The following is a 17478-nucleotide window of genomic DNA, read 5'->3' as shown; positions in this document are numbered from 1 at the left end:
TCTTAGCGGAATCGATCCGGAAATGCGCGGGATGATTTGTACCGAGAGCAAAAAAGAACACAAAAAAAGAGGCTCCGCCGCATCGCGGCAGAGCCTCGTTCATACGCGTTGCGCATCAAGACGCAGTCAGTGACCGAACAGCAACCACAGCACTATGATCACCGGGATCGGCACACCCAACAGCCAAAGCAAAACACCTTTTCCCATCTCGTCGCCTCCTCGCATTCGCCATATGGGGAGGCAACGTCAGGGCTCGCGCCATGTTCCTATCGTTTGCTCCGCGTTGGCCACGGGTCAAACGCGGATCGGGAACGGGCACGCAAGCGGGGCGTTTACCAGTGCCCGGTGTTCGGCATCGAGGCCCACGGCTCGGCCGGCGCCTTCGGCTCGCCCTTCTGCAGGATCTCGATCGAGTGCAGGTCGGGCGAACGGACGAACGCCATGTTGCCGTCGCGCGGCGGCCGGTTGACGGTGACGCCCATCTTCATCAGCTTCTCGCAGGTCGCGTAGATGTCGTCGACCTCGTAGGCGAGATGGCCGAAATGCCGGTCCTCGCCGTACTTCTCCTCGTCCCAATTGTAGGTGAGCTCGACCAGCGGCGCGCCGCGGCTTTGCGGCAGCGACTTGAGCAGATGGAGATCCTCCTCCGCGCAGAGAAACACCAGCGTGAAGCGGCCCTTGTCGTTGTCGATGCGGCGCACTTCCTTCAACCCCAGCGCGTCCTGATAGAACTTCATCGCGACGTCGAGATTGCGAACGCGCAGCATGGTGTGCAGATAACGCATTTTTTATCCTCCTGAGGATTCAGCGATTTTGTTTGGTCTCGGGTGAGACGGGGGCAAGAAATAGCAGCAAAATGCGGCGCGGGGCAGGGGCTTGCACGACTTTTGCCGACCCCTCAGGTCCCTCGCATTCTCACGCGTTCGCGAGCTCTCAACGCGTGGCGGTGATCGCACTCTCCGTCGAGAGACCATGCGGTCACTCAGCCTGGTGATAGAGCGCGCGGATGCGGTTGCTCAGAATGCGGTCGACACGAACGACTGGCACAGCGACACGCTTGCACAGGACGAGATACGAGAAAGCCCCGCCCGGCAGCGAGGCCGGAACGGGGCTTTCGTGGTCGAGCCTTGGAGGCGCGGCCTCTATCTCACCAAACGCTCATCACGGCCAATCAAGGACGCGCGAGGTTGGACGTCCTCTAAAAAGAAAAACCCCGCGAGCGGGCTTGCGAGGTCTGATGCCGACCGGCCTTGCGGAGATCGTGCCGGCAACCGGACACATTACGGTGCGCGCGGCGGAAGGTTCCCCCATCCCAAAAAATGGAAAGCCCCGCAGGCTGGATGCGGGGCTTTCCCAGCTGACGGATTGGGGATCTCTCAGGGCGTGAGCCGTCAACTGTTGGGGAGCAAACTTAAGGTTGAATTTGTAAAATGCAACAGCGCCGCGTAGACGGAGTATTTTCGTCCCACAGCGCTGTGCCAGACACTGGGCCCTGAAATCCCCAGTGCCGGTTTGTCTTCGAATTGCGCCGAAGGTTCAAAAGAAAAACCCGTTAGGAGGATTTCGCGCGGGCTTCCAAACGCAGGGGTGCAATCTGCGCGGGTGCGCGTCGCCTACATCTCACGTGCAACCCCGGCGCCGATCGCCGGTCTCACACCTTGATGTCGAGGATGGTCTCGACGGCGTCGCGAACGGCCTGGTTCTTGGCGGCGAAGACGTCAAGCACATCCTCGCTGATGACGCGCGGCTGCGCCTTCGCTGTCTGGTCGACGACGAGCTGCACTCTGGCTTGCGTCACTTCGGCAGGCACGGGGTAAACCAGCATGGCTCTCTCCCTCCGGCTGACGAACCTTGTCAGGGCTTTCTTAACGATTTGTGAGCGCCCGGACCGGGCCCTTTTGGGCGCGAATCGGTGGCGGAACCGGCCGGCCCGCTCGCCTGCGGCGCCGGTTGGGGCCATAATGTGGGCCTTTCGGAACATGGCATGATCGATGAAGAACGGGCTCTATTCGGTCCATCTCCACATGACTGACGGCGTGCAGGGCCGCGACAGCAGCGTCCTTATCCTGCGCGACGGTCTGCTGATCGGCGGCGGGCCGCACTACTGGTCGATCGGGGCCTATACGGTCGGCGAGGGAACGTGGAAGGGCTATCTCAGCACCAACCAGCATACCCCCTTTTCCGATCCGTTCGTCCGGCCACTGTTCGCCGGGCAGGAGGTGACGAGCGGCTTCTCCGGCACGTTCAGCGGTGACGAGGCCGAGGTGTTCGGGACCGCGCTGGTTGGAACCCGCAGCATGAGCTTCCAGGCAACGCTGAAATGGCTGGCGGATGCATGATCGCCGCGAGCCTGTGGACGAGTGCGCAGCAAGATACGCATCTTGTTGGGCAAATGCGCCTGCCGAGGCTGTGGATTTGCTGCGGACAAGGGCGGGATATCGCTGTGGATCAGCGCAGACGGCCGGCGAGGGGGCGTCGTCGGAGACCATACCGGGCCACCGCTAACCCTACCTGGTTAGGTTAAGGGCAGCATCGAGTTGTCACGATCTAGGATTGCATCAAGGATGGCTGCAGGTGACAGCCATGATGCCATCGTTCCACAGCGCTGACCGAGCGACCCACCGGCGAGTGATGGTGGTGGGCTTGCTGTTCTGTTCGGCGTTTGTCGTGATCAGCTTCTGGCTCCGGCCGCAGCCGGACAATGGCAAGGTGCTGGTGAAGGCGGACCGGCTGGTCCGGACCGCGGGAGAGCCACGCAAGTCAAACTAGGACTGGCGAACTCCAATGCCGCCGGCGTTCAATCCGGCGATTTCCCGTTCGGATGCTTGTGATACATCGCGATGCCGATGAAGCCGGCGAAGCCCAGCACATTCAGCAGCAGTTCCATCCACACTGGCATCGATGCCAACCTCTTTCACCATCAAAGATAATCTTTGAGGTTGTGTTTTTGTTCCCGCGCTAACCGATGGTAGCTTTGCGCAATCGCATGGCTGCGGAACCGGAACGCGCCGCGGAACTCAACCCTTTTGCAACCATCCCATCGGGCCGACGTTAGCCTCCGAACCTACGTGAGGAGGTTGCGATGAAAAAGGCATTGGCAGTTTTGGCGACGGTTGCGGCCGTTGGCGCGACGATGGTCAGTGCGCCGGCGCAGGCGCGCGGTATCGGTCCGGGCCTGGCCTTTGGTTTAGCCGCCGGTGCGCTCGCCGCGGGCGCGGCCGGCGCGTATGCGTACGGCCCACACTATTATGGGCCCGGCGATTATTATGGCCCGCGTTACGGCTACTACGGCGATCCCGGCTACGCCTATTATCGCGGTCCGTACTACCGGCACCATTACTACCGCCATTATTGGTAACGGCGATCAGCCCGGAGCACACCGCTCCGGGCTTTCTCCTTTGCGCCTCAAGATGTGATCGCGCCAGCGCGCGCATCTTGTGCAGCTTCCCAACATCGGAATTGAGCGCGCTCGCTTACGCGCGACATCAAGCGCGCTCCTGCGATCAAGCGCTCTTGCGCTGAAATCCGCTCCAGACATTGCCGAGCGTGTTGTCGTAATATTCCTCGCGATCGCGCTCGAACTTCTGCTGGGTCGCCCGGAAGCTGGCAACGCGTGCGACGATCTCCTCGCGCTCGCGCGCGACGGTGTCTTCCTGATCGGTCATTACCCATCCTCTTCGTCGTGGTCCTATCCCCGCCGCGCATTGGCATCAGTGAATTGGGCGTCAATGCGGAGCAGGCTTTGCAGGATTGTGATGAAGCCAAGGCAGCTGGAGAACGACGAAACTGATGCGCCGGCGGAGCAGGTCGCCAACGCAGCCGGCATCGCTGCGGCCTGACGCCGATCGCTCACGTCCTGGTTGAGCTCGCAATCGCTTCGACCATGCTATAGTCGCGGCCGGCCAACCTGATCGTTCCCAGTGATTGCAAAAATAATGATTGCAGAAGAAGTGATTGCAAAAGACCTGCGCAGCGGCGTCAAGCAACTCGGCAACATGATTGCCGAGGCATCATCGATCGTGCCCTTCACCGGGGCGAGCATCTCCACCGAGTGCGGCATTCCGGACTTCCGTTCGCCGGGCGGGTTGTGGACCCGCAACCGGCCGATCCCGTTCGACGAGTTCGTCGCCAGCCAGGAAGCGCGCGACGAGTCATGGCGCCGCCGCTTCGCGATGGAACCGACATTTGCCGCAGCAAAGCCCGGTCGCGGGCATCGCGCGCTTGCGTCGCTCTACCGGGCCGGCAAGGTTCCCGGCATCATCACGCAGAACATCGACAATCTGCATCAGACATCAGGCTTCAAGGCCGACGACGTCATCGAGCTGCACGGCAATACGACCTACGCCCGCTGCATCGGTTGCGGCAAGGACTACGACCTCTCGTGGGTGAAGCTGCACTTCGACAAGACCGGGTGTGCGCCCGACTGCGCGGACTGCGGCGATCCGGTGAAGACCGCGACGATCTCGTTCGGGCAATCGATGCCCGAGGATGCGATGCGCCGCGCGGCGGAACTCTCTCGGCAATGCGATCTGTTCCTGGCGATCGGATCGTCGCTGGTGGTGTGGCCCGCCGCAGGCTTTCCGATGATGGCGAAGGAGAGCGGCGCGCGGCTCGTGATCATCAACAACGAGCCGACCGATCAGGACGACATCGCCGACCTGGTGATCCGCCACGACATCGGCGACACGCTTGGTCCTTTCGTAGGCAATTGATGCCCGATTGATTCGCGGCTGTGCAAGGCTGTTCATAGTTCCCGCAAGAATCAATTTTTAGCTATGCCCGGCAACCGGGAGTGTTATCTTTTGATTGAGAGATTCGCGCAGCGTCCAGATGAGTGTCCAAGTGAGTTGGTCTTGGAGAGCAGCGTGTACAGGGTGCGCCGCAACGACGGCGATTTGCATTTGATGTGTGGGGTCCGGGGTCATGGGGTCGGACGGATTTGAGTCCAAGAAGCTCGGCGGGCCGCCGATAGGCGGAGTTGGGCAAAGTAGAATTGGACAAGGCGAGTATGGCGGCAACGCGCCGCGCGATCCGGCGATGGACGCCTTCTCCGGTCTCGGCGACGCCGCGGCCAACCTCGTCGAAGTCTCCGGCGTCATCAAATGGTTCGACGCCTCGAAGGGATACGGCTTCATCGTTCCCGACAATGGCTGGCCCGACATCCTGCTGCATGTGACGGTGTTGCGCCGCGACGGCTATCAGACCGCCTATGAGGGGGCACGCCTGATCGTTGAATGCGTACAGCGCGCCAAGGGCTACCAAGCCTTCCGCATCGTCTCGATGGACGAGTCGACCGCGATCCATCCGGCGCAGATGCTGCCGCCGCGAACCCATGTCACGGTGACCGCGACCAGCGGGCTCGAGCGCGCGCAGGTCAAGTGGTTTAACCGGCTGCGCGGCTTCGGCTTCGTGACCTGCGGCGAGGGCACGCCCGACATCTTCGTGCACATGGAGACGCTGCGCCGCTTCGGCATGACCGAGCTGCGACCCGGCCAGTATGTGCTGGTGCGGTTCGGGCCGGGCTCCAAGGGCATGATGGCCGCCGAGATCCACCCGGAGACCGGCCCGTCGGCGCTGTCGTCGCACTAAGCATGATCCGGAAAAGTGCGAAGCGGTTTTCCGAAAAGATCATGCTTAAGACAAGAAGCCTCCCCCTGCCGGACGCCCTGACGGAAACGTGAGCCGCCGCCGAGCCTCTTGGGCTCTGGCATTTGCCGCAATCATCGGGTTAGGGTCCGCCGGAAAATCTTCTCGGTGCGGGTATTTGTCGATGAATTTCGATTGTGTTGTAGGGCGGCTTCGCCCGTTGCTGCTGGCCGGCCTCGTCGTCATGTTCGGAGCGCTCTTGGCTCCGGCCGCGCAGGCTGCAAGCGTCCAGCCGCTTGAGATCGTCACCAAGTCAGGGGTGCACGTCTTCGCGGTCGAAATGGCGACCACCGAGCAGGAGAAGGAGACCGGCCTGATGTACCGCAAGGAGCTCGCGGACGGCAAAGGCATGCTGTTCGACTTCTCGCCGGAGCAGGAGGTGTCGATGTGGATGAAGAACACCTACATCTCGCTCGACATGATCTTCATCCGCGCCGACGGGCGCATCCTGCGGATCGCCGAAAATACCGAGCCGCTGTCGACCAAGATCATCCCGTCGCGGGGGCTCGCCAAGGGCGTCCTCGAAGTGATCGGGGGCACCGCGCAGAAATACGGCATCCAGCCCGGCGACCGGGTCGCCCATCCGCTGTTCGGCGGTCGCTAGCTCTCTGTTACTACGTGATTTCCGGCCCGAAACCGGTGCCGATTTCGCTGCAACAAGCCCCGCATCGGCGCCTTGCTGGCGCTGTCTGAAGCGTGTATCCACGGGGCTTCTCGGAAATGTCGGGGTATAGCGCAGCCTGGTAGCGCGGCAGTTTTGGGTACTGCAGGTCGTTGGTTCGAATCCAGCTGCCCCGACCATCCCATCCCAAGGCATCATCCCAAGGCAAGTTGCCAAGAACTTGTCGCCAAGAACGTGCCGCGCTGGCCCTGCGCGCGCGGCGGGAAACCCCGGGTCGAAATTGTATCGCCTGATGCAACAACGCCGCCTGGACGGAATATGCTCGTCCAGACGGCGCCGTCGAATTACTGGGCCCTGAAATCCCCAGTGCCCATGGGTCGCCCCGGCGGCAAATAGGTTCAACGTTGCGGCGCCTCGCCGCTGCGGCAGGCCGCAGGGTGTGAGCAGCATCACGAGCAGATGGGGCCCGGTGGTCGAACGGGATGCGGCAACTTGTCCCGTTCCGGTTGCCTGCTAGTGTCCCGGCGGCGAGAGGGCTTGCTGGATCGCGGTCCGGCGTGTGAGCACCGCCAAATGAATGCAGACGTTCTTAGCGGTATCGATCGGCAGCTAGCCCAGCTCGACAACAACAACCAGAGAGGAACGGCCATGGCGCGCAGACTGATCGATATCTCCGTTCCCCTGCAGAATGACGTTCCGGCCGATCCGCCGGGCAATCACCCGACCATTCAATACATCGACCACCAGCAGGGGCTGCCGCGCATGCTGCAGTTCTTCGATGGGTTGAAGGCGGAGGACCTGCCTGATGGGCAGGGCTGGGCCGTCGAGCAGGTATCGCTCTCTACCCATAACGGCACGCATCTCGACGCGCCCTGGCATTTTCATCCGACCATGAACCGCGGCGAGCGGTCCTGGACCATCGATGAGGTGCCGCTGGACTGGTGCTTCCAGCCGGGCGTGAAGCTCGACTTCCGGCATCTGCCTGATGGCTACGTCGCGACCGCCGGCGATGTCGACGCGGAGCTGAAGCGCATCGGTCACACCCTGTCGCCGCTCGAGATCGTCGTCGTCAACACCAGCGCCGGCGCGAAATACGGCCAGCCCGATTACGTCAATTCGGGCTGCGGCATGGGCTACGAGGCGACGATGTATCTGCTCGAGCGCGGCGTACGGCTGACCGGCATCGACGGCTGGAGCTGGGACGCGCCGTTCGTCTTCACCGCAAAGAAATATGCCGAGACCAGGGACGCCAGCCTGATCTGGGAAGGCCACAAGGCCGGACGCCACATCGGCTATTGCCACATCGAGAAGCTGCACAATCTGGAGCTGTTGCCGTCGACCGGGTTCATGGTGTCGTGCTTCCCGGTGAAGATCGAGCGTGCCTCGGCGGGGTGGACGAGGGCGGTCGCGATCCTCGACGGTTAGCGCGGCGGTCCAGCATTATGACCCAAGCCATCGTCCGCTCTGCGACAGAACACGATCTGCCCGAGGTGCTGAAGCTTTACCGGCACCTTCATCCGCACGATCCCGAGCTGGAGACGGCTGCCGCGGAGCGCGTCTGGTCGAAATTGCTGACGTCCAGCTTCATGACCGTGATCGTCGCGCAAGCCGCCGACCTGCTGGTCTCTTCGTGCACGCTGGCGATCGTGCCCAACCTGTCTCGAGGCGGCCGATCATATGCGGTGATCGAAAACGTCGTCACTCACGCCGACCACCGTCGGCAGGGGCTCGGCCGGCGGGTTCTTGCTCATGCGCTCGATGTTGCCTGGCGGGCCGACTGCTACAAGGTTCTGTTGGCAACGGGTTCGAAGCGGGAAGACCACCCTCCGTTTCTACGAGGAGGCCGGCTTTCATCGTGGGGGCAAAACCTACTTCGAAATACGGCGTCCCTAGCGCGCAGCTACTCGTCAGGCGGATGAGAAGCGGTGCCAACATCGCGGGTGATGTCCGGGCTCAGGCATTCGGTTGCAGGAACGTGCCGTATTGCTTGCTGGTGACGACCGCGGCGGCGGCCTGTGATGCCGATGGCGCCGGCTTTCAGGATCATCGCCGCAGAATTCGCGGCGGCGTCTGCCGTGTGAGCTCACGTTCCAGTTTTGGCCATTTCGGGAACCGGTGGACAAGCCGATAATTCCACCAGGTTGTTGCGGCACGGCTACAGCCTGAGGCAGCCGAATCTGCTTACATGCACGTCGTAGATGCATTGGGTGATCGGGCCGGCGGCTCGTCCTCGCGTCCTGACCTCCGAAGCGTTCTCTCCCGTGACTAGAGCCCCGGCGTCTTCCGGGGCTCTTTCTTGCGCGCGTCAGGTCCGCCATCGCCTCAACGAAAATCATCCCCCCAAAAGCAAATCAGGTGCGCCGGAACCGACACACCCGATCTCAGTCTCTTAATATCGCTGATGTCGGCCGGGCGGTTGTTACCACCGGCAAACGCGAACACCACGCGGGGTCCACCAGCAACGGGGACCACCATATCCATAGCCGCGATAGCCGTAACCGCGTCCGCGGCCCCAGCCGCCGCGATAGCCCCAGCCGCTATGTCCGCGCCATTGCGCCCGCGCCGACGACGTGGTGGCGCCGACCAGGATGGCAGAGGTGCTTGCGACATAGACGAACAACAAAGCGACTGCTGCAAGGCAACGAGTCAGGGTGCAGGGCGTGCGCGAGGAAGGACTCGGAGCGGACAAATGGCTGGTTACGGTCTGCTCTCTTATTTCTCAACGTGACGCCAGACACCGTCCCAGTCCGCGGCCGGAGGCGCGCGGTGCAAATGCGCAATTCGTTCCAGAAAGACGCGCGTCGGACCGTCGTCGGGTATCTTGCACAGGCAGTTTTCGAACGCCGTCCGCGCACCAGACCAGTCCCGGCTGCGATATGCGGCAAGTCCTTGCGCGAACAACCCCCGTAATTCGTCCCGCGCGGATTCGAGCTCGCCGGCGCGACCCATCAACTCATAAATTCGCACCGGCTCGGTTTTGCCGGCGACCGTGATGGTGTCGATTTCGCGCGCTTCAATCGCGCCTTGTGCGAGCCGGAAAGTCTCCTCGCTGATGATGATGAGGGTTCCATAAATCTTGTTCATGCCCTCAAGGCGCGAGGCAAGGTTTACGCTGTCGCCGATAACGGTGTAGGAACGAGCGGAATCCGAGCCAATGGTGCCAATCACGGCTTCGTCGGTGGCAATACCCATCCGGATCACCAGCTCCGGTGCGTTGCGCCGCATTCCAGTGATCTCCGGTACTTGCTCTCGCAGAACGGCAATCGCGTCCTGCTGCTCCAGCGCCGCTCGGCAAGCATCGCTTGCATGTTCGTCTCCGTTTGAAAACGGCGGCACCCAGAACGCCATGACGGCGTCCCCGATGTATTTGTCGATGATCCCACGATGGCCGTGAATGACATTGGCCACCGCGCCGAAATAATTGTTCAGGAGGTGAACGACGGCGCTGGCGGTTAGCTGCTCGCTGATGCCCGTAAACTGCTTGATGTCGGAAAAGAAGATGGTGAGGCTGCGCCGTTCGGCCTGATCCGCGCCACTGGCAATCAGCCGGCTGACGAGCCTGGGATCGACAAATTTTCCGAAGGTGTCCTTGACGCGGTCTCGCGCGCGCAACTCGTCGACCATCCGGTTGAACGAGAGTGCCAGCTCGCCGACCTCGTCGCGGGTGGCTATCAAAACCGGCTCGGCGTCCGTGCCCAGTTCAAGCGCCTTCGTGCTTACGACAAGCTGGCGCAGACCGGAGACCACACGTGTCGATCCGATGGCGCTAACGCCCAGACCGATGCCGCATGCCGCAACGAAAAGGGCAAGGCTCAAATAGGTGTTCAACCGCTGCCTCGCGAGAACCCTGCGGGTCGACCGGTCGGTCAGATCGGCAAGCTCACGTCGAATCTGCGTGAGATCAGGGCCGAACGCCTGGGCGAATTTGGCAAAGCCGAGTGAAATGGTCCGGGCCTCGTCGCGACGTCCCTCCGAGATAGACGCAAGCGTGGCGTCCCCCACGGCGAGGAAGTCTTCCAGACTACGGCTCATGTACTTGAGGACGCCGGCCATGCGAGCTAAGTCAACGCGATCCTCAGTGTCGTAGCCGGGATCGCCGGTTGCTTTGTGGAGCAAGGCGCCACCTGTCTTGACGGTATCACGCAGCTCATCGGCCGTTGCCCGCACTGCGGCCATCGCCGTCCGCTCCGTCCCAGCATCGGCTCGATCGGATATCAGGACACGCAAGACTTGGAGCTCGTATCTATCGGTAAGGACGTCGAATTCAGAAACCTTGCGCGATAGTGGCAGCTCATATTCGGTGATGTTCCCGAGCTGATCGCTGTCGAGCTTTTGCGCGAAGCCGAGAACGCCAACGACGGCGCCGAAAATTGCCAGCAGAATGCCTGCAAGCAGAAAGATTTTCTTACGAATCGTCATGGTTAGCCATCGCCGCCACGGGTGAGCAAAAAGCGAAGACCGGGCGGACATGCGGTCCGCAACTCATCCAACTCTAAAGCAACGCCCTCTGACTACTCAAGGCCCTCTTGAGCTTGTAATATGCTAGTTTGAGCCGGCACGATCCCCCGTTTTTCAGCCCGGACGTTGCACCGTGACCGATGGTCGTCACCCGGCATGGACCGAGGAAAGCCGCTTCCGCGGTGCCCTCGACGATGTGGTTGTCATCCCACTTGTTGTTATCACGCTCGCCACAAACAAGATCCTGCGTTTCGTGCTTTCGATCTTGATGCGGATGCTCGACTACGCCTTCCCTTTTGCAATGCAGATTCTCTGGCTTCCGCTCTTCGTGGCTAAAGTGCTTGGCGATGTCATCGTTACCGTCATAAACGGCACGTTGCGCTTCCTTCCCGTATCCCATGCGAAACGTCGACAATGGAGTAGATCGATTCGCCGGAGCTGGTTGTGGTTGCGGCGGAAGATTAGCTATCGGGCGTTCGAACAAGCTGTACATGATGCCTTTGAAAGCGGCATGGCATGGGTGTTCAGAGAATGCCGGCATCTCACGCCAAACACCGCATTGCTCGTGATCTTGGGCGCGGTACTTTGGCTGCCGATCTCTTTCGGGGCTGCAACGGCGATGCACGCGGTATTGTTTGCCAAGGTCACCTCTTGGCCAGCTTGGATGCAACTCTTGCATCCGCTCGCAACGGTCATAGCGAAGAGCAAGCTTTTGGTGCTACCGGTCTACCCGGCAGCCTGGCCGCAGGCAAAAAAACACCCAATCGTTCAGCACGTGTTCAAGGGCTACGAAACCATCAAGTGCGTGTATGTGATCAGAAAAGTCGGCTTTCGCTATCGGCAGGCAGAGATCGCCGGAATCGCGGCGGTTGAGAGGCTCGAGCGCACCGCCGGCCTCACATCGGCGATGAGGTGGCTGCGCGAGGCGCATGTCGCCGAACATCTCGGGGTCGAGAACCCCACTCGGGAATTGCGTTCGTTCTTCACGCGATGGTCAATCAAGTTCTCAGCTGAATACTACGAAGCGAAGGAACGGCAAGCCTCGGGTGTCCCATCATCAAACAGCACAAGCTGCGAACGCTGAGTTGATCATCAGTCTTAAAATCGCCAACGGCCTCACCGTGCCGCCGTCGCAGCCCGGCCGCGCCGACAAGGTAATCGAATGAGGCGCAATTTGCTGCGATGCATGAGTCCGGTTGTGGCCCTTTTCGGAAGTGCCGCGCTGGCTATCGAAAGTCCGGTGTCGGGGGTGAAGCGGACGTTACGGTTGCGCGTTCCAACTTCCGAGTTTGACCCAATTCGGAAATCGCGCCCAGTCAGAACCGAAACCAGGGAAGTGTGAGATAGACGCACGCGATCATCGAGAGCGCGGGAACCAACCATACCCATCCCCGCCAGATGGTTCGCGTCCACCGCCCGGGTAACAGCGCGGCAACAAAGCCGAGCATCAATGCCCCGAGTGCAGCCGTTGCTGCCCAGCCATACCAGTAGATCGCCGGTGCGAGGAAGCCCATCGCGGGGTCGGCGACTTCTCGTGTATGATGCGTGCCCGCAAGGACAACGCCTAGCGAGGGAAAAACGGTGAATAGCGCAACATCCCTTGCGAGTGCGACCACGTAAAGGATGGCGAATGTCGTCCCGAACGCAAATGCAAAGCGGCGAAACGAGGCCGATGACGTCATGAGCCGAAACCCATGATATTGTTGGCGACGTGGCCGGACAGAAAGCCCCACCAGACAATAAAGGCAAGGATCGAAGTGAGCGCGGTGCGTGTTTGGGCTGGTTCATCGTCAAGCGGCCGTCGCCAGCATACCCAGTAGGCGGGCAGCAACGCCAATCCGATAGCTGCGAAGTGCTCCTTGAGGTCGAAGAAGCCGAGTACGTGCCAGTGACCCGCGCGCTCTAACTCGGGTCTGACATCCACACGGAAATAAAGGTAGATGATCCCACCCAGCAGCGTTGTGGCCACATACAGAGCGACCACAGCGTTTGCAAACAAGGCGGACGGCACGGAACGAAAGCGGCCAAAGAATGAAGGCGGTCGCTTATCCGCCGATGCCCATGCTGCCAAAGTCTGGTGAGTTATCGCGCCAAGTAGTGCGACTGCGATCAATCCGTGAATGATCAGAAGAGCTGTTGCCAGAACCTCACTCCCGTAAACGCCTGCTTCCGGCTCACTTGAAGAGTTCCTCAGCCCCGAATGGCTCTGCCGACCACGGTCTGAACCGATTGAGGGTGAATTTCGTCTTCTGGCCGGGTTGGACATCGACAAGCACGTAATTGTACTCCTCTTTCGGTGCCTGTCCCTTCCAGTAGAGGTCCGGTGGATAGTCAGCGGGTACCTTGATGCTCGTGCGGCCGGGAAGGATTGGGTCCTGTTCCGCGCCGCCACCGCCCAGCATCAGATACTTTACGCCATCTACCTCGTAGATTTCGGTGGTGTGAACGTGCCCGTTCAACACGACCACCTCCATGTCCTTGGCGTACGACGCGATCACCTTGTGCGGATTGTCGGGGGCCGGGATTGGACCTAAGCCAGACCGCGCAAACACAGGATAGTGGAAGACAATAAAGGCCTTACGAATGCCATTGGCCTTGGCTTCGTCCATCCACTTCTGAAGCTGCGTCATCTGTTCGGCATACTTTGGCCGATCGGCGTCCCAAAGCGAAGGCGAACGGTAGTCGTACTTGCCGCTCCAAAGATAGATAAAGCGGGCACCTTTGAAGTCGAATTTGTAAATGAGGTTTTCGGGCGTTACGCCGAATTTCTTCAAATACGGCACGGCCGAGAGAGTGCCCTCAATCTTGGGGTCCGCCCAAACCTCGTGATTGCCCACACTCATGAAAAAGCGCCCGTCCAACCCGGCTGCGCGCATCTCGTCGTCTGGCACGGGCAGCTTCTTCAACATCGTGTCGTTCACCCGCTTCCAGTATGGGCTGTCGTTGACGGTTAGGCCCTGATTGCCCCACCAGACGGCGTCGCCACTATTGACCACGAATTTGGCGCGCCCGGACTGAACGTCCTTCACGATTTCACGTGTCACCCATTCACCGCCCTGAAGCCGGAACATCGTCCGATGCACCCCGGGAAGCAGTTTAGTGTCCTCAACGGACGCCTCGGTGACCCAACCGCTATCCACTGTCAGTGTCATGACTTCCGTCTTCGACGCGAACGGCATGATTACCTTAATCAGCTCTTTGGTGACCGGATCGAAGATCATCTTCACATCCCTCGCCACCACCGCTTCAGCGACCTTTTCCGGCATGACCAACCCGAACATTTCGACGAAGAATTTGTTCAGGTCCGGCTGCCCCTCTTTCAATGGAAGGTACATCATCGGTCGGGTATCGCCGACCGCCGCGAACGAAAACCCGGCCCCAGTGGCGATTGTTGTCTGCGCGACGGCCGTCCGCACACTGGCGACTAGCGGCATAGAAATCATGGGCAGCGCAGCGAGCGTTTGGAGTACGAGGCGGCGGCTTGGGCTGTTGGATGATCGCATGGTCGCTAATCCCTAAATTGAGGAGAGGGAATGACCTTCGCATGTATTCTCGCGCACAACCTATCTCGACGCGCCGCTTAGTTACAGCGCAAAATACGCTTTCATCGGAATTCAGCGGGGCCATTGGTCGCGCTAACGACGTGATCGAAGAAGGGCGGCTCCTATCTGTAAATGGCCCTTTTCGGAAGTGCCGCGCTGGCAATCGAAAGTCCGGTGTCGGGGGTGAAGCGGACGTTACGGTTGCGCGTTCCGACTTCCGAGTTTGACCCAACGCGGACATTCGATGCTTGGATGTCTCCCTTAAAGGTTCTACGCTGTAGTGATACACAGCAGGGGCACGTACCAATGCGGCGGCGGTACCTCGTTGCACTAATTGCTGGCATTGCGGTTTTGCCGCTCGCGGCGCTCGCGCAGCAGGCTGCTCCCTCGATCGCGCCGCAGGTTCACGAGGAGATGTGGGCGATTCCCTCCTCGCCTGTCCCGATGCTCGCCTATTTGATCCGACCCATTGGGGGCGGTCCATTTCCACTTGTCGTGATGAACCATGGAGTTTCGCTTGACGCGACGGGGCGAAGCTACTTTCCCATGATCGAATTCCGTGACGCCGCACTTTGGTTTGCGCGACAGGGCTACGTGGTGGTCGCACCCGTACGCCCTGGATATGGCGCTACGGCGATCGAAATCCCCGAGCGCGGTCTGTTCGGGGTTTTTTTCTCGGGCGTAGGAAAATGTTCGAATGCTGAGTTTCGTGACGCGGGGCTTGCCGTCGCGTCGATTGACAAGTGGGTCATCGACTACATGTCAACGCAGTCATTTATCAAGCGCGATGGGATCATCATTGTTGGCCAATCGGGAGGCGGCTGGGGGTCTATTGCGCTAGGCAGTCAAAATCCGGAATCGGTGCGGGCGATCATCGGGTTCGCAGCCGGCCGCGGTGGTCGTCTCAATGGCAAACCGAACAACAACTGTGCCCCCGACCAGCTGGTCGATGCCGTTGCCGAATTCGGCCGCACGGCGCGCGTTCCAATGTTATGGATCTACACCCGTAACGACAGTTATTTTGGACCTGATCTGTCAAAGCGGATGGCGGAAGCGTTTCGGGTCGCAGGCGGTAATGTCGAATATCGTCTGTTATCCGATTTCGGAGGGGACGGCCATTTTTTGATAGACTCGGCCGATGCCGTTCAACTCTGGGCGCCCATTGTCAGCGAATTCCTGGCCAAACATCCATGAAAGGAATTGCTTTATGGACATTCGGCTTCTGCACTCATCGGCACGATCAGCCCGGTATAGATTCCTGGCGACTGGATCATTTGTGGTGTTCATGACGACCACAGCGATGAAGGTCGACGCGCAACAACTGGTGCCATTTGGCGACGTCCCGGCGACCGAAAATTTTTCTGAGGCAGAGATCGCTACTCGGGGACGACAGCCAGATCGCCCGCTAACGTACGCGCCGTGGCGCAAGGTGTGTTTCAAGGCCACCCAAGAGGCCGGGTCGAAAATGGTTTGTCGCACGACCATCAACGGTAGATGGGACACGGGTCAGATCGCGCTCAGAGTCGATCTGATCGAACGAGAGGGCGATCCTGTTGGACGTCTGCAGATTTTCGTGCCCCCCGGATCATTCCTGCAGCCCGGCATCAAATTGACTGTCGACCAGAGATCGCCCATGCAAATACCCTATGTCATTTGTCTCACTAATGGTTGCGTAGCCGGAAGCGTGGCGAATGCCAGCTTCATTCATGACTTGGAGACAGGCCAGATGCTGGCTTTGGAGGCCGTTAATTCCAATGTCGTGGGTGTGACCACCTCGCTTCCTCTTACGGAGTTTGCCAAAGTTCACCAAGGGGTGCCGGCGCAAGTGTTTGAGCAGAGGCTCGAAGGAGACTGGGAGCAATTGGGTCGATGAAACGTGGTACGTTCAAGTTGCGCCGCTCGGCAAACAGGAAGGCAGGGGAGCTTAGGGTGGAAAGCAGATTCTCCGGATGCTTTGAACCGCTTAATCACAATGGCTGCTATTGCTGACTAGGACCGTTCGATAGTCACCAAGGCCAGGTCCTTTTTTGCGCATGAGTCCGGAAGTGGCCCATCGCGTCAGTTAGCGCAGTGCAGCGAATGTCCGAAGTTGAGGCTACATCGGAAGTAGCTGGCCGACTGGAGAAAACGATGCGATTGACCCATTAGCGGACACAGGCATGAGCCGTGCTCAGACTTGATCTATGTCAAAGTAGACGGCAGTACCGACCCTGAAGGTGATCGCCCTAGGACAGATGATTTCTCAAGGCCAGAGGGAGAAACGGACAATGAAAATTGGACGCTGGCAGGAATCATCGAGTGACGGGCGGCGAGTGGCTTCAAGGAGCGGCTCGCCGCTGAGCTCCAAGCGCAAGGAGGAAGCCATGATAAATCTGAAAGTTCTTGGCGCGGTCGTTATTGCGGCATCCGCCCTGTCCAGTTCTGCTGCACTGGCGCAGGCGGCCCTCTCCAATCCGGACGCGTGCCAAGCTGAATTCGCCAGCTGCACGGGTCTTGGAACCGGGAGTACGCCCACCGGCGGCTATCGATATCGGCAATCAACTCCGCGAACGGCGTATCGCCAGCCGGCGGCGGCGGGCGCTACCGTCGGCGGCTGGGGCAATTCCTACGCTATGTCCGGCGAGACGGGCTGGCACGGGACCTGGAATGCGTATGCTGCGAGCAACGGCATCGTCTGCCGGCCCGGCACCTATTTCAAGGGTGCTGACGGTCTCCAGCATCCCTGCCAATAGGTTCATCCGCTCTGAGGCCAAATCGGACGGCCCCAAAGGGCGGTCTGTTTTATGCCGGAGAGTGGCTCTTGTCCTGAGTGGGCCTGCATGGAGGCAGGCTGGCAGGCGCTCGTCTGCCAGCTGATGACCGCTTCTGGCATATTGTGTTGAAAAACTCGACCGTTGAATCCGAAGGAGATCACTGATTCATTCTGTCGGTGTGGGCGGGAGACTTGAATCGATGATGGGTCCGCGGCAAGTCGATCAGGCGGCGCTGTTCTACGAGTTCTCACTTGAACGACATGTTCCGGCCGCTCACTCGCTGAGGGCGATCGACCGGTTCGTCGATTTGTCAGAGGTTCGGAGCCACTTGGCTCCATTTTACGGCTCGACTGGCCGGCCTTCGATTGATCCCGAACTGCTCGTGCGGATGCTGCTGGTTGGCTACTGCTACGGCATTCGTTCCGAACGGCGGTTATGCGAGGAGGTGCACCTGAAC

19 protein-coding genes, 1 tRNA gene and 1 pseudogene are annotated in these 17478 nt (G+C 60.2%); 14 read left to right on the top strand and 7 right to left on the bottom strand.

The genetic code is table 11. The features are described 5' to 3' along the window. Positions 1-332: 332 nt before the first annotated feature. Together K359_RS0134155 and K359_RS61805 are read right to left on the bottom strand one after the other, a co-directional pair. Positions 333-785: a VOC family protein gene (locus tag K359_RS0134155; protein ID WP_029083328.1), complete on the bottom strand. Its 453-nt coding sequence runs from the start codon at positions 783-785 to the stop codon at positions 333-335. Between the two features lie 866 nt (positions 786-1651). Next, a complete protein-coding gene (locus K359_RS61805) occupies positions 1652-1825 on the bottom strand; it encodes a hypothetical protein (RefSeq protein ID WP_156928798.1) in 174 nt (57 codons plus the stop codon). A gap of 166 nt (positions 1826-1991) precedes the next feature. On the opposite strand from K359_RS61805, the gene K359_RS0134145 reads away from it, so the two are divergent. The 3 genes from K359_RS0134145 to K359_RS0134130 all read left to right on the top strand — a co-directional run bounded on the left by K359_RS0134145 (position 1992) and on the right by K359_RS0134130 (position 3358). Then, complete coding sequence (locus K359_RS0134145; RefSeq protein ID WP_029083326.1) at positions 1992-2339, top strand: GrlR family regulatory protein; 348 nt, start codon at positions 1992-1994, stop codon at positions 2337-2339. Positions 2340-2583: 244 nt separating this feature from the next. Next, a complete protein-coding gene (locus K359_RS61800; protein ID WP_035977618.1) occupies positions 2584-2769 on the top strand; it encodes a hypothetical protein in 186 nt (61 codons plus the stop codon). 313 nt (positions 2770-3082) lie between these two features. Beyond that, the gene (locus K359_RS0134130; RefSeq protein WP_029083324.1) at positions 3083-3358 is read left to right on the top strand and encodes a hypothetical protein; all 276 of its coding nucleotides are present in this window, start codon (positions 3083-3085) and stop codon (positions 3356-3358) included. A gap of 145 nt (positions 3359-3503) precedes the next feature. Here K359_RS0134130 and K359_RS63525 read toward each other — a convergent pair whose 3' ends face one another. After that, the gene (locus tag K359_RS63525) at positions 3504-3665 is read right to left on the bottom strand and encodes a hypothetical protein (RefSeq protein ID WP_165123459.1); all 162 of its coding nucleotides are present in this window, start codon (positions 3663-3665) and stop codon (positions 3504-3506) included. 285 nt (positions 3666-3950) lie between these two features. Between K359_RS63525 and K359_RS0134115 the strand changes: the two genes are divergently transcribed. From K359_RS0134115 to K359_RS53785, 6 genes and pseudogenes are all read left to right on the top strand, one after another. Then, positions 3951-4712, top strand: a complete 762-nt coding sequence (locus K359_RS0134115; RefSeq protein WP_029083323.1) for a Sir2 family NAD-dependent protein deacetylase — start codon at positions 3951-3953, stop codon at positions 4710-4712. A 211-nt stretch (positions 4713-4923) separates the two neighbouring features. Continuing rightward, positions 4924-5589 (top strand): cold-shock protein, encoded by a 666-nt coding sequence (locus K359_RS0134110; protein WP_029083322.1) that lies wholly within the window; start codon positions 4924-4926, stop codon positions 5587-5589. Positions 5590-5770: 181 nt separating this feature from the next. Then, positions 5771-6250, top strand: a complete 480-nt coding sequence (locus tag K359_RS0134105; protein WP_029083321.1) for a DUF192 domain-containing protein — start codon at positions 5771-5773, stop codon at positions 6248-6250. Positions 6251-6370: 120 nt separating this feature from the next. Then, a tRNA-Pro gene (locus K359_RS0134100) sits at positions 6371-6447 on the top strand. A 469-nt stretch (positions 6448-6916) separates the two neighbouring features. Further along, positions 6917-7693, top strand: a complete 777-nt coding sequence (locus tag K359_RS0134095) for a cyclase family protein (RefSeq protein ID WP_029083320.1) — start codon at positions 6917-6919, stop codon at positions 7691-7693. Between the two features lie 17 nt (positions 7694-7710). Next, positions 7711-8161 (top strand): annotated as a pseudogene (locus tag K359_RS53785) (GNAT family N-acetyltransferase). An 819-nt stretch (positions 8162-8980) separates the two neighbouring features. Here K359_RS53785 and K359_RS53780 read toward each other — a convergent pair. After that, a complete protein-coding gene (locus K359_RS53780) occupies positions 8981-10687 on the bottom strand; it encodes an adenylate/guanylate cyclase domain-containing protein (RefSeq protein ID WP_051346561.1) in 1707 nt (568 codons plus the stop codon). Between the two features lie 172 nt (positions 10688-10859). Between K359_RS53780 and K359_RS0134080 the strand changes: the two genes are divergently transcribed. Further along, a complete protein-coding gene (locus K359_RS0134080; RefSeq protein ID WP_029083319.1) occupies positions 10860-11810 on the top strand; it encodes a hypothetical protein in 951 nt (316 codons plus the stop codon). A 232-nt stretch (positions 11811-12042) separates the two neighbouring features. On the opposite strand, the gene K359_RS0134070 is transcribed toward K359_RS0134080, so the two are convergent. The 3 genes from K359_RS0134070 to K359_RS0134060 form a co-directional block, all read right to left on the bottom strand. Next, positions 12043-12408, bottom strand: a complete 366-nt coding sequence (locus tag K359_RS0134070; protein ID WP_029083318.1) for a hypothetical protein — start codon at positions 12406-12408, stop codon at positions 12043-12045. Next, complete coding sequence (locus K359_RS0134065; protein WP_156928796.1) at positions 12405-12839, bottom strand: hypothetical protein; 435 nt, start codon at positions 12837-12839, stop codon at positions 12405-12407. Before K359_RS0134065 ends, K359_RS0134070 begins: the two co-directional genes overlap by 4 nt. Before the next feature lie 61 nt (positions 12840-12900). Then, positions 12901-14229 (bottom strand): metallophosphoesterase, encoded by a 1329-nt coding sequence (locus tag K359_RS0134060; protein WP_245284805.1) that lies wholly within the window; start codon positions 14227-14229, stop codon positions 12901-12903. Between the two features lie 345 nt (positions 14230-14574). On the opposite strand from K359_RS0134060, the gene K359_RS0134055 reads away from it, so the two are divergent. From K359_RS0134055 to K359_RS53765, 4 genes are all read left to right on the top strand, one after another. Continuing rightward, entirely contained in the window at positions 14575-15462 is an 888-nt protein-coding gene (locus tag K359_RS0134055; protein WP_029083315.1) for a S9 family peptidase, read from the top strand. 91 nt (positions 15463-15553) lie between these two features. Next, complete coding sequence (locus K359_RS53775; RefSeq protein WP_165123497.1) at positions 15554-16141, top strand: invasion associated locus B family protein; 588 nt, start codon at positions 15554-15556, stop codon at positions 16139-16141. A gap of 394 nt (positions 16142-16535) precedes the next feature. Next, positions 16536-17000, top strand: coding sequence for a hypothetical protein (locus K359_RS53770; protein WP_371261218.1), 465 nt, complete (start codon positions 16536-16538; stop codon positions 16998-17000). A 220-nt stretch (positions 17001-17220) separates the two neighbouring features. After that, a partial coding sequence (locus K359_RS53765) for an IS5/IS1182 family transposase (RefSeq protein ID WP_035977617.1) occupies positions 17221-17478 on the top strand: 258 nt, incomplete at its 3' end.

The sequence above is a fragment of the Bradyrhizobium sp. th-b2 genome (genome assembly GCF_000426785.1).
Lineage (GTDB): Bacteria > Pseudomonadota > Alphaproteobacteria > Rhizobiales > Xanthobacteraceae > Bradyrhizobium > Bradyrhizobium septentrionale.
Note: the sequence above shows the minus strand (reverse complement) of the source record. Positions and strands in the feature narration are given on the sequence as shown.

Excerpts from the sequence above, each read along its gene's own strand:
- K359_RS0134155 (WP_029083328.1), bottom strand. The coding sequence starts at position 785 with ATGCGTTATCTGCACACCATGCTGCGCGTTCGCAATCTCGACGTCGCG.
- K359_RS61805 (WP_156928798.1), bottom strand. The coding sequence starts at position 1,825 with ATGCTGGTTTACCCCGTGCCTGCCGAAGTGACGCAAGCCAGAGTGCAG.
- K359_RS0134145 (WP_029083326.1), top strand. The coding sequence starts at position 1,992 with ATGAAGAACGGGCTCTATTCGGTCCATCTCCACATGACTGACGGCGTG.
- K359_RS61800 (WP_035977618.1), top strand. The coding sequence starts at position 2,584 with ATGATGCCATCGTTCCACAGCGCTGACCGAGCGACCCACCGGCGAGTG.
- K359_RS0134130 (WP_029083324.1), top strand. The coding sequence starts at position 3,083 with ATGAAAAAGGCATTGGCAGTTTTGGCGACGGTTGCGGCCGTTGGCGCG.
- K359_RS63525 (WP_165123459.1), bottom strand. The coding sequence starts at position 3,665 with ATGACCGATCAGGAAGACACCGTCGCGCGCGAGCGCGAGGAGATCGTC.
- K359_RS0134110 (WP_029083322.1), top strand. The coding sequence starts at position 4,924 with ATGGGGTCGGACGGATTTGAGTCCAAGAAGCTCGGCGGGCCGCCGATA.
- K359_RS0134105 (WP_029083321.1), top strand. The coding sequence starts at position 5,771 with ATGAATTTCGATTGTGTTGTAGGGCGGCTTCGCCCGTTGCTGCTGGCC.
- K359_RS0134095 (WP_029083320.1), top strand. The coding sequence starts at position 6,917 with ATGGCGCGCAGACTGATCGATATCTCCGTTCCCCTGCAGAATGACGTT.
- K359_RS53780 (WP_051346561.1), bottom strand. The coding sequence starts at position 10,687 with ATGACGATTCGTAAGAAAATCTTTCTGCTTGCAGGCATTCTGCTGGCA.
- K359_RS0134070 (WP_029083318.1), bottom strand. The coding sequence starts at position 12,408 with ATGACGTCATCGGCCTCGTTTCGCCGCTTTGCATTTGCGTTCGGGACG.
- K359_RS0134060 (WP_245284805.1), bottom strand. The coding sequence starts at position 14,229 with ATGCGATCATCCAACAGCCCAAGCCGCCGCCTCGTACTCCAAACGCTC.
- K359_RS0134055 (WP_029083315.1), top strand. The coding sequence starts at position 14,575 with ATGCGGCGGCGGTACCTCGTTGCACTAATTGCTGGCATTGCGGTTTTG.
- K359_RS53775 (WP_165123497.1), top strand. The coding sequence starts at position 15,554 with ATGACGACCACAGCGATGAAGGTCGACGCGCAACAACTGGTGCCATTT.
- K359_RS53770 (WP_371261218.1), top strand. The coding sequence starts at position 16,536 with ATGAAAATTGGACGCTGGCAGGAATCATCGAGTGACGGGCGGCGAGTG.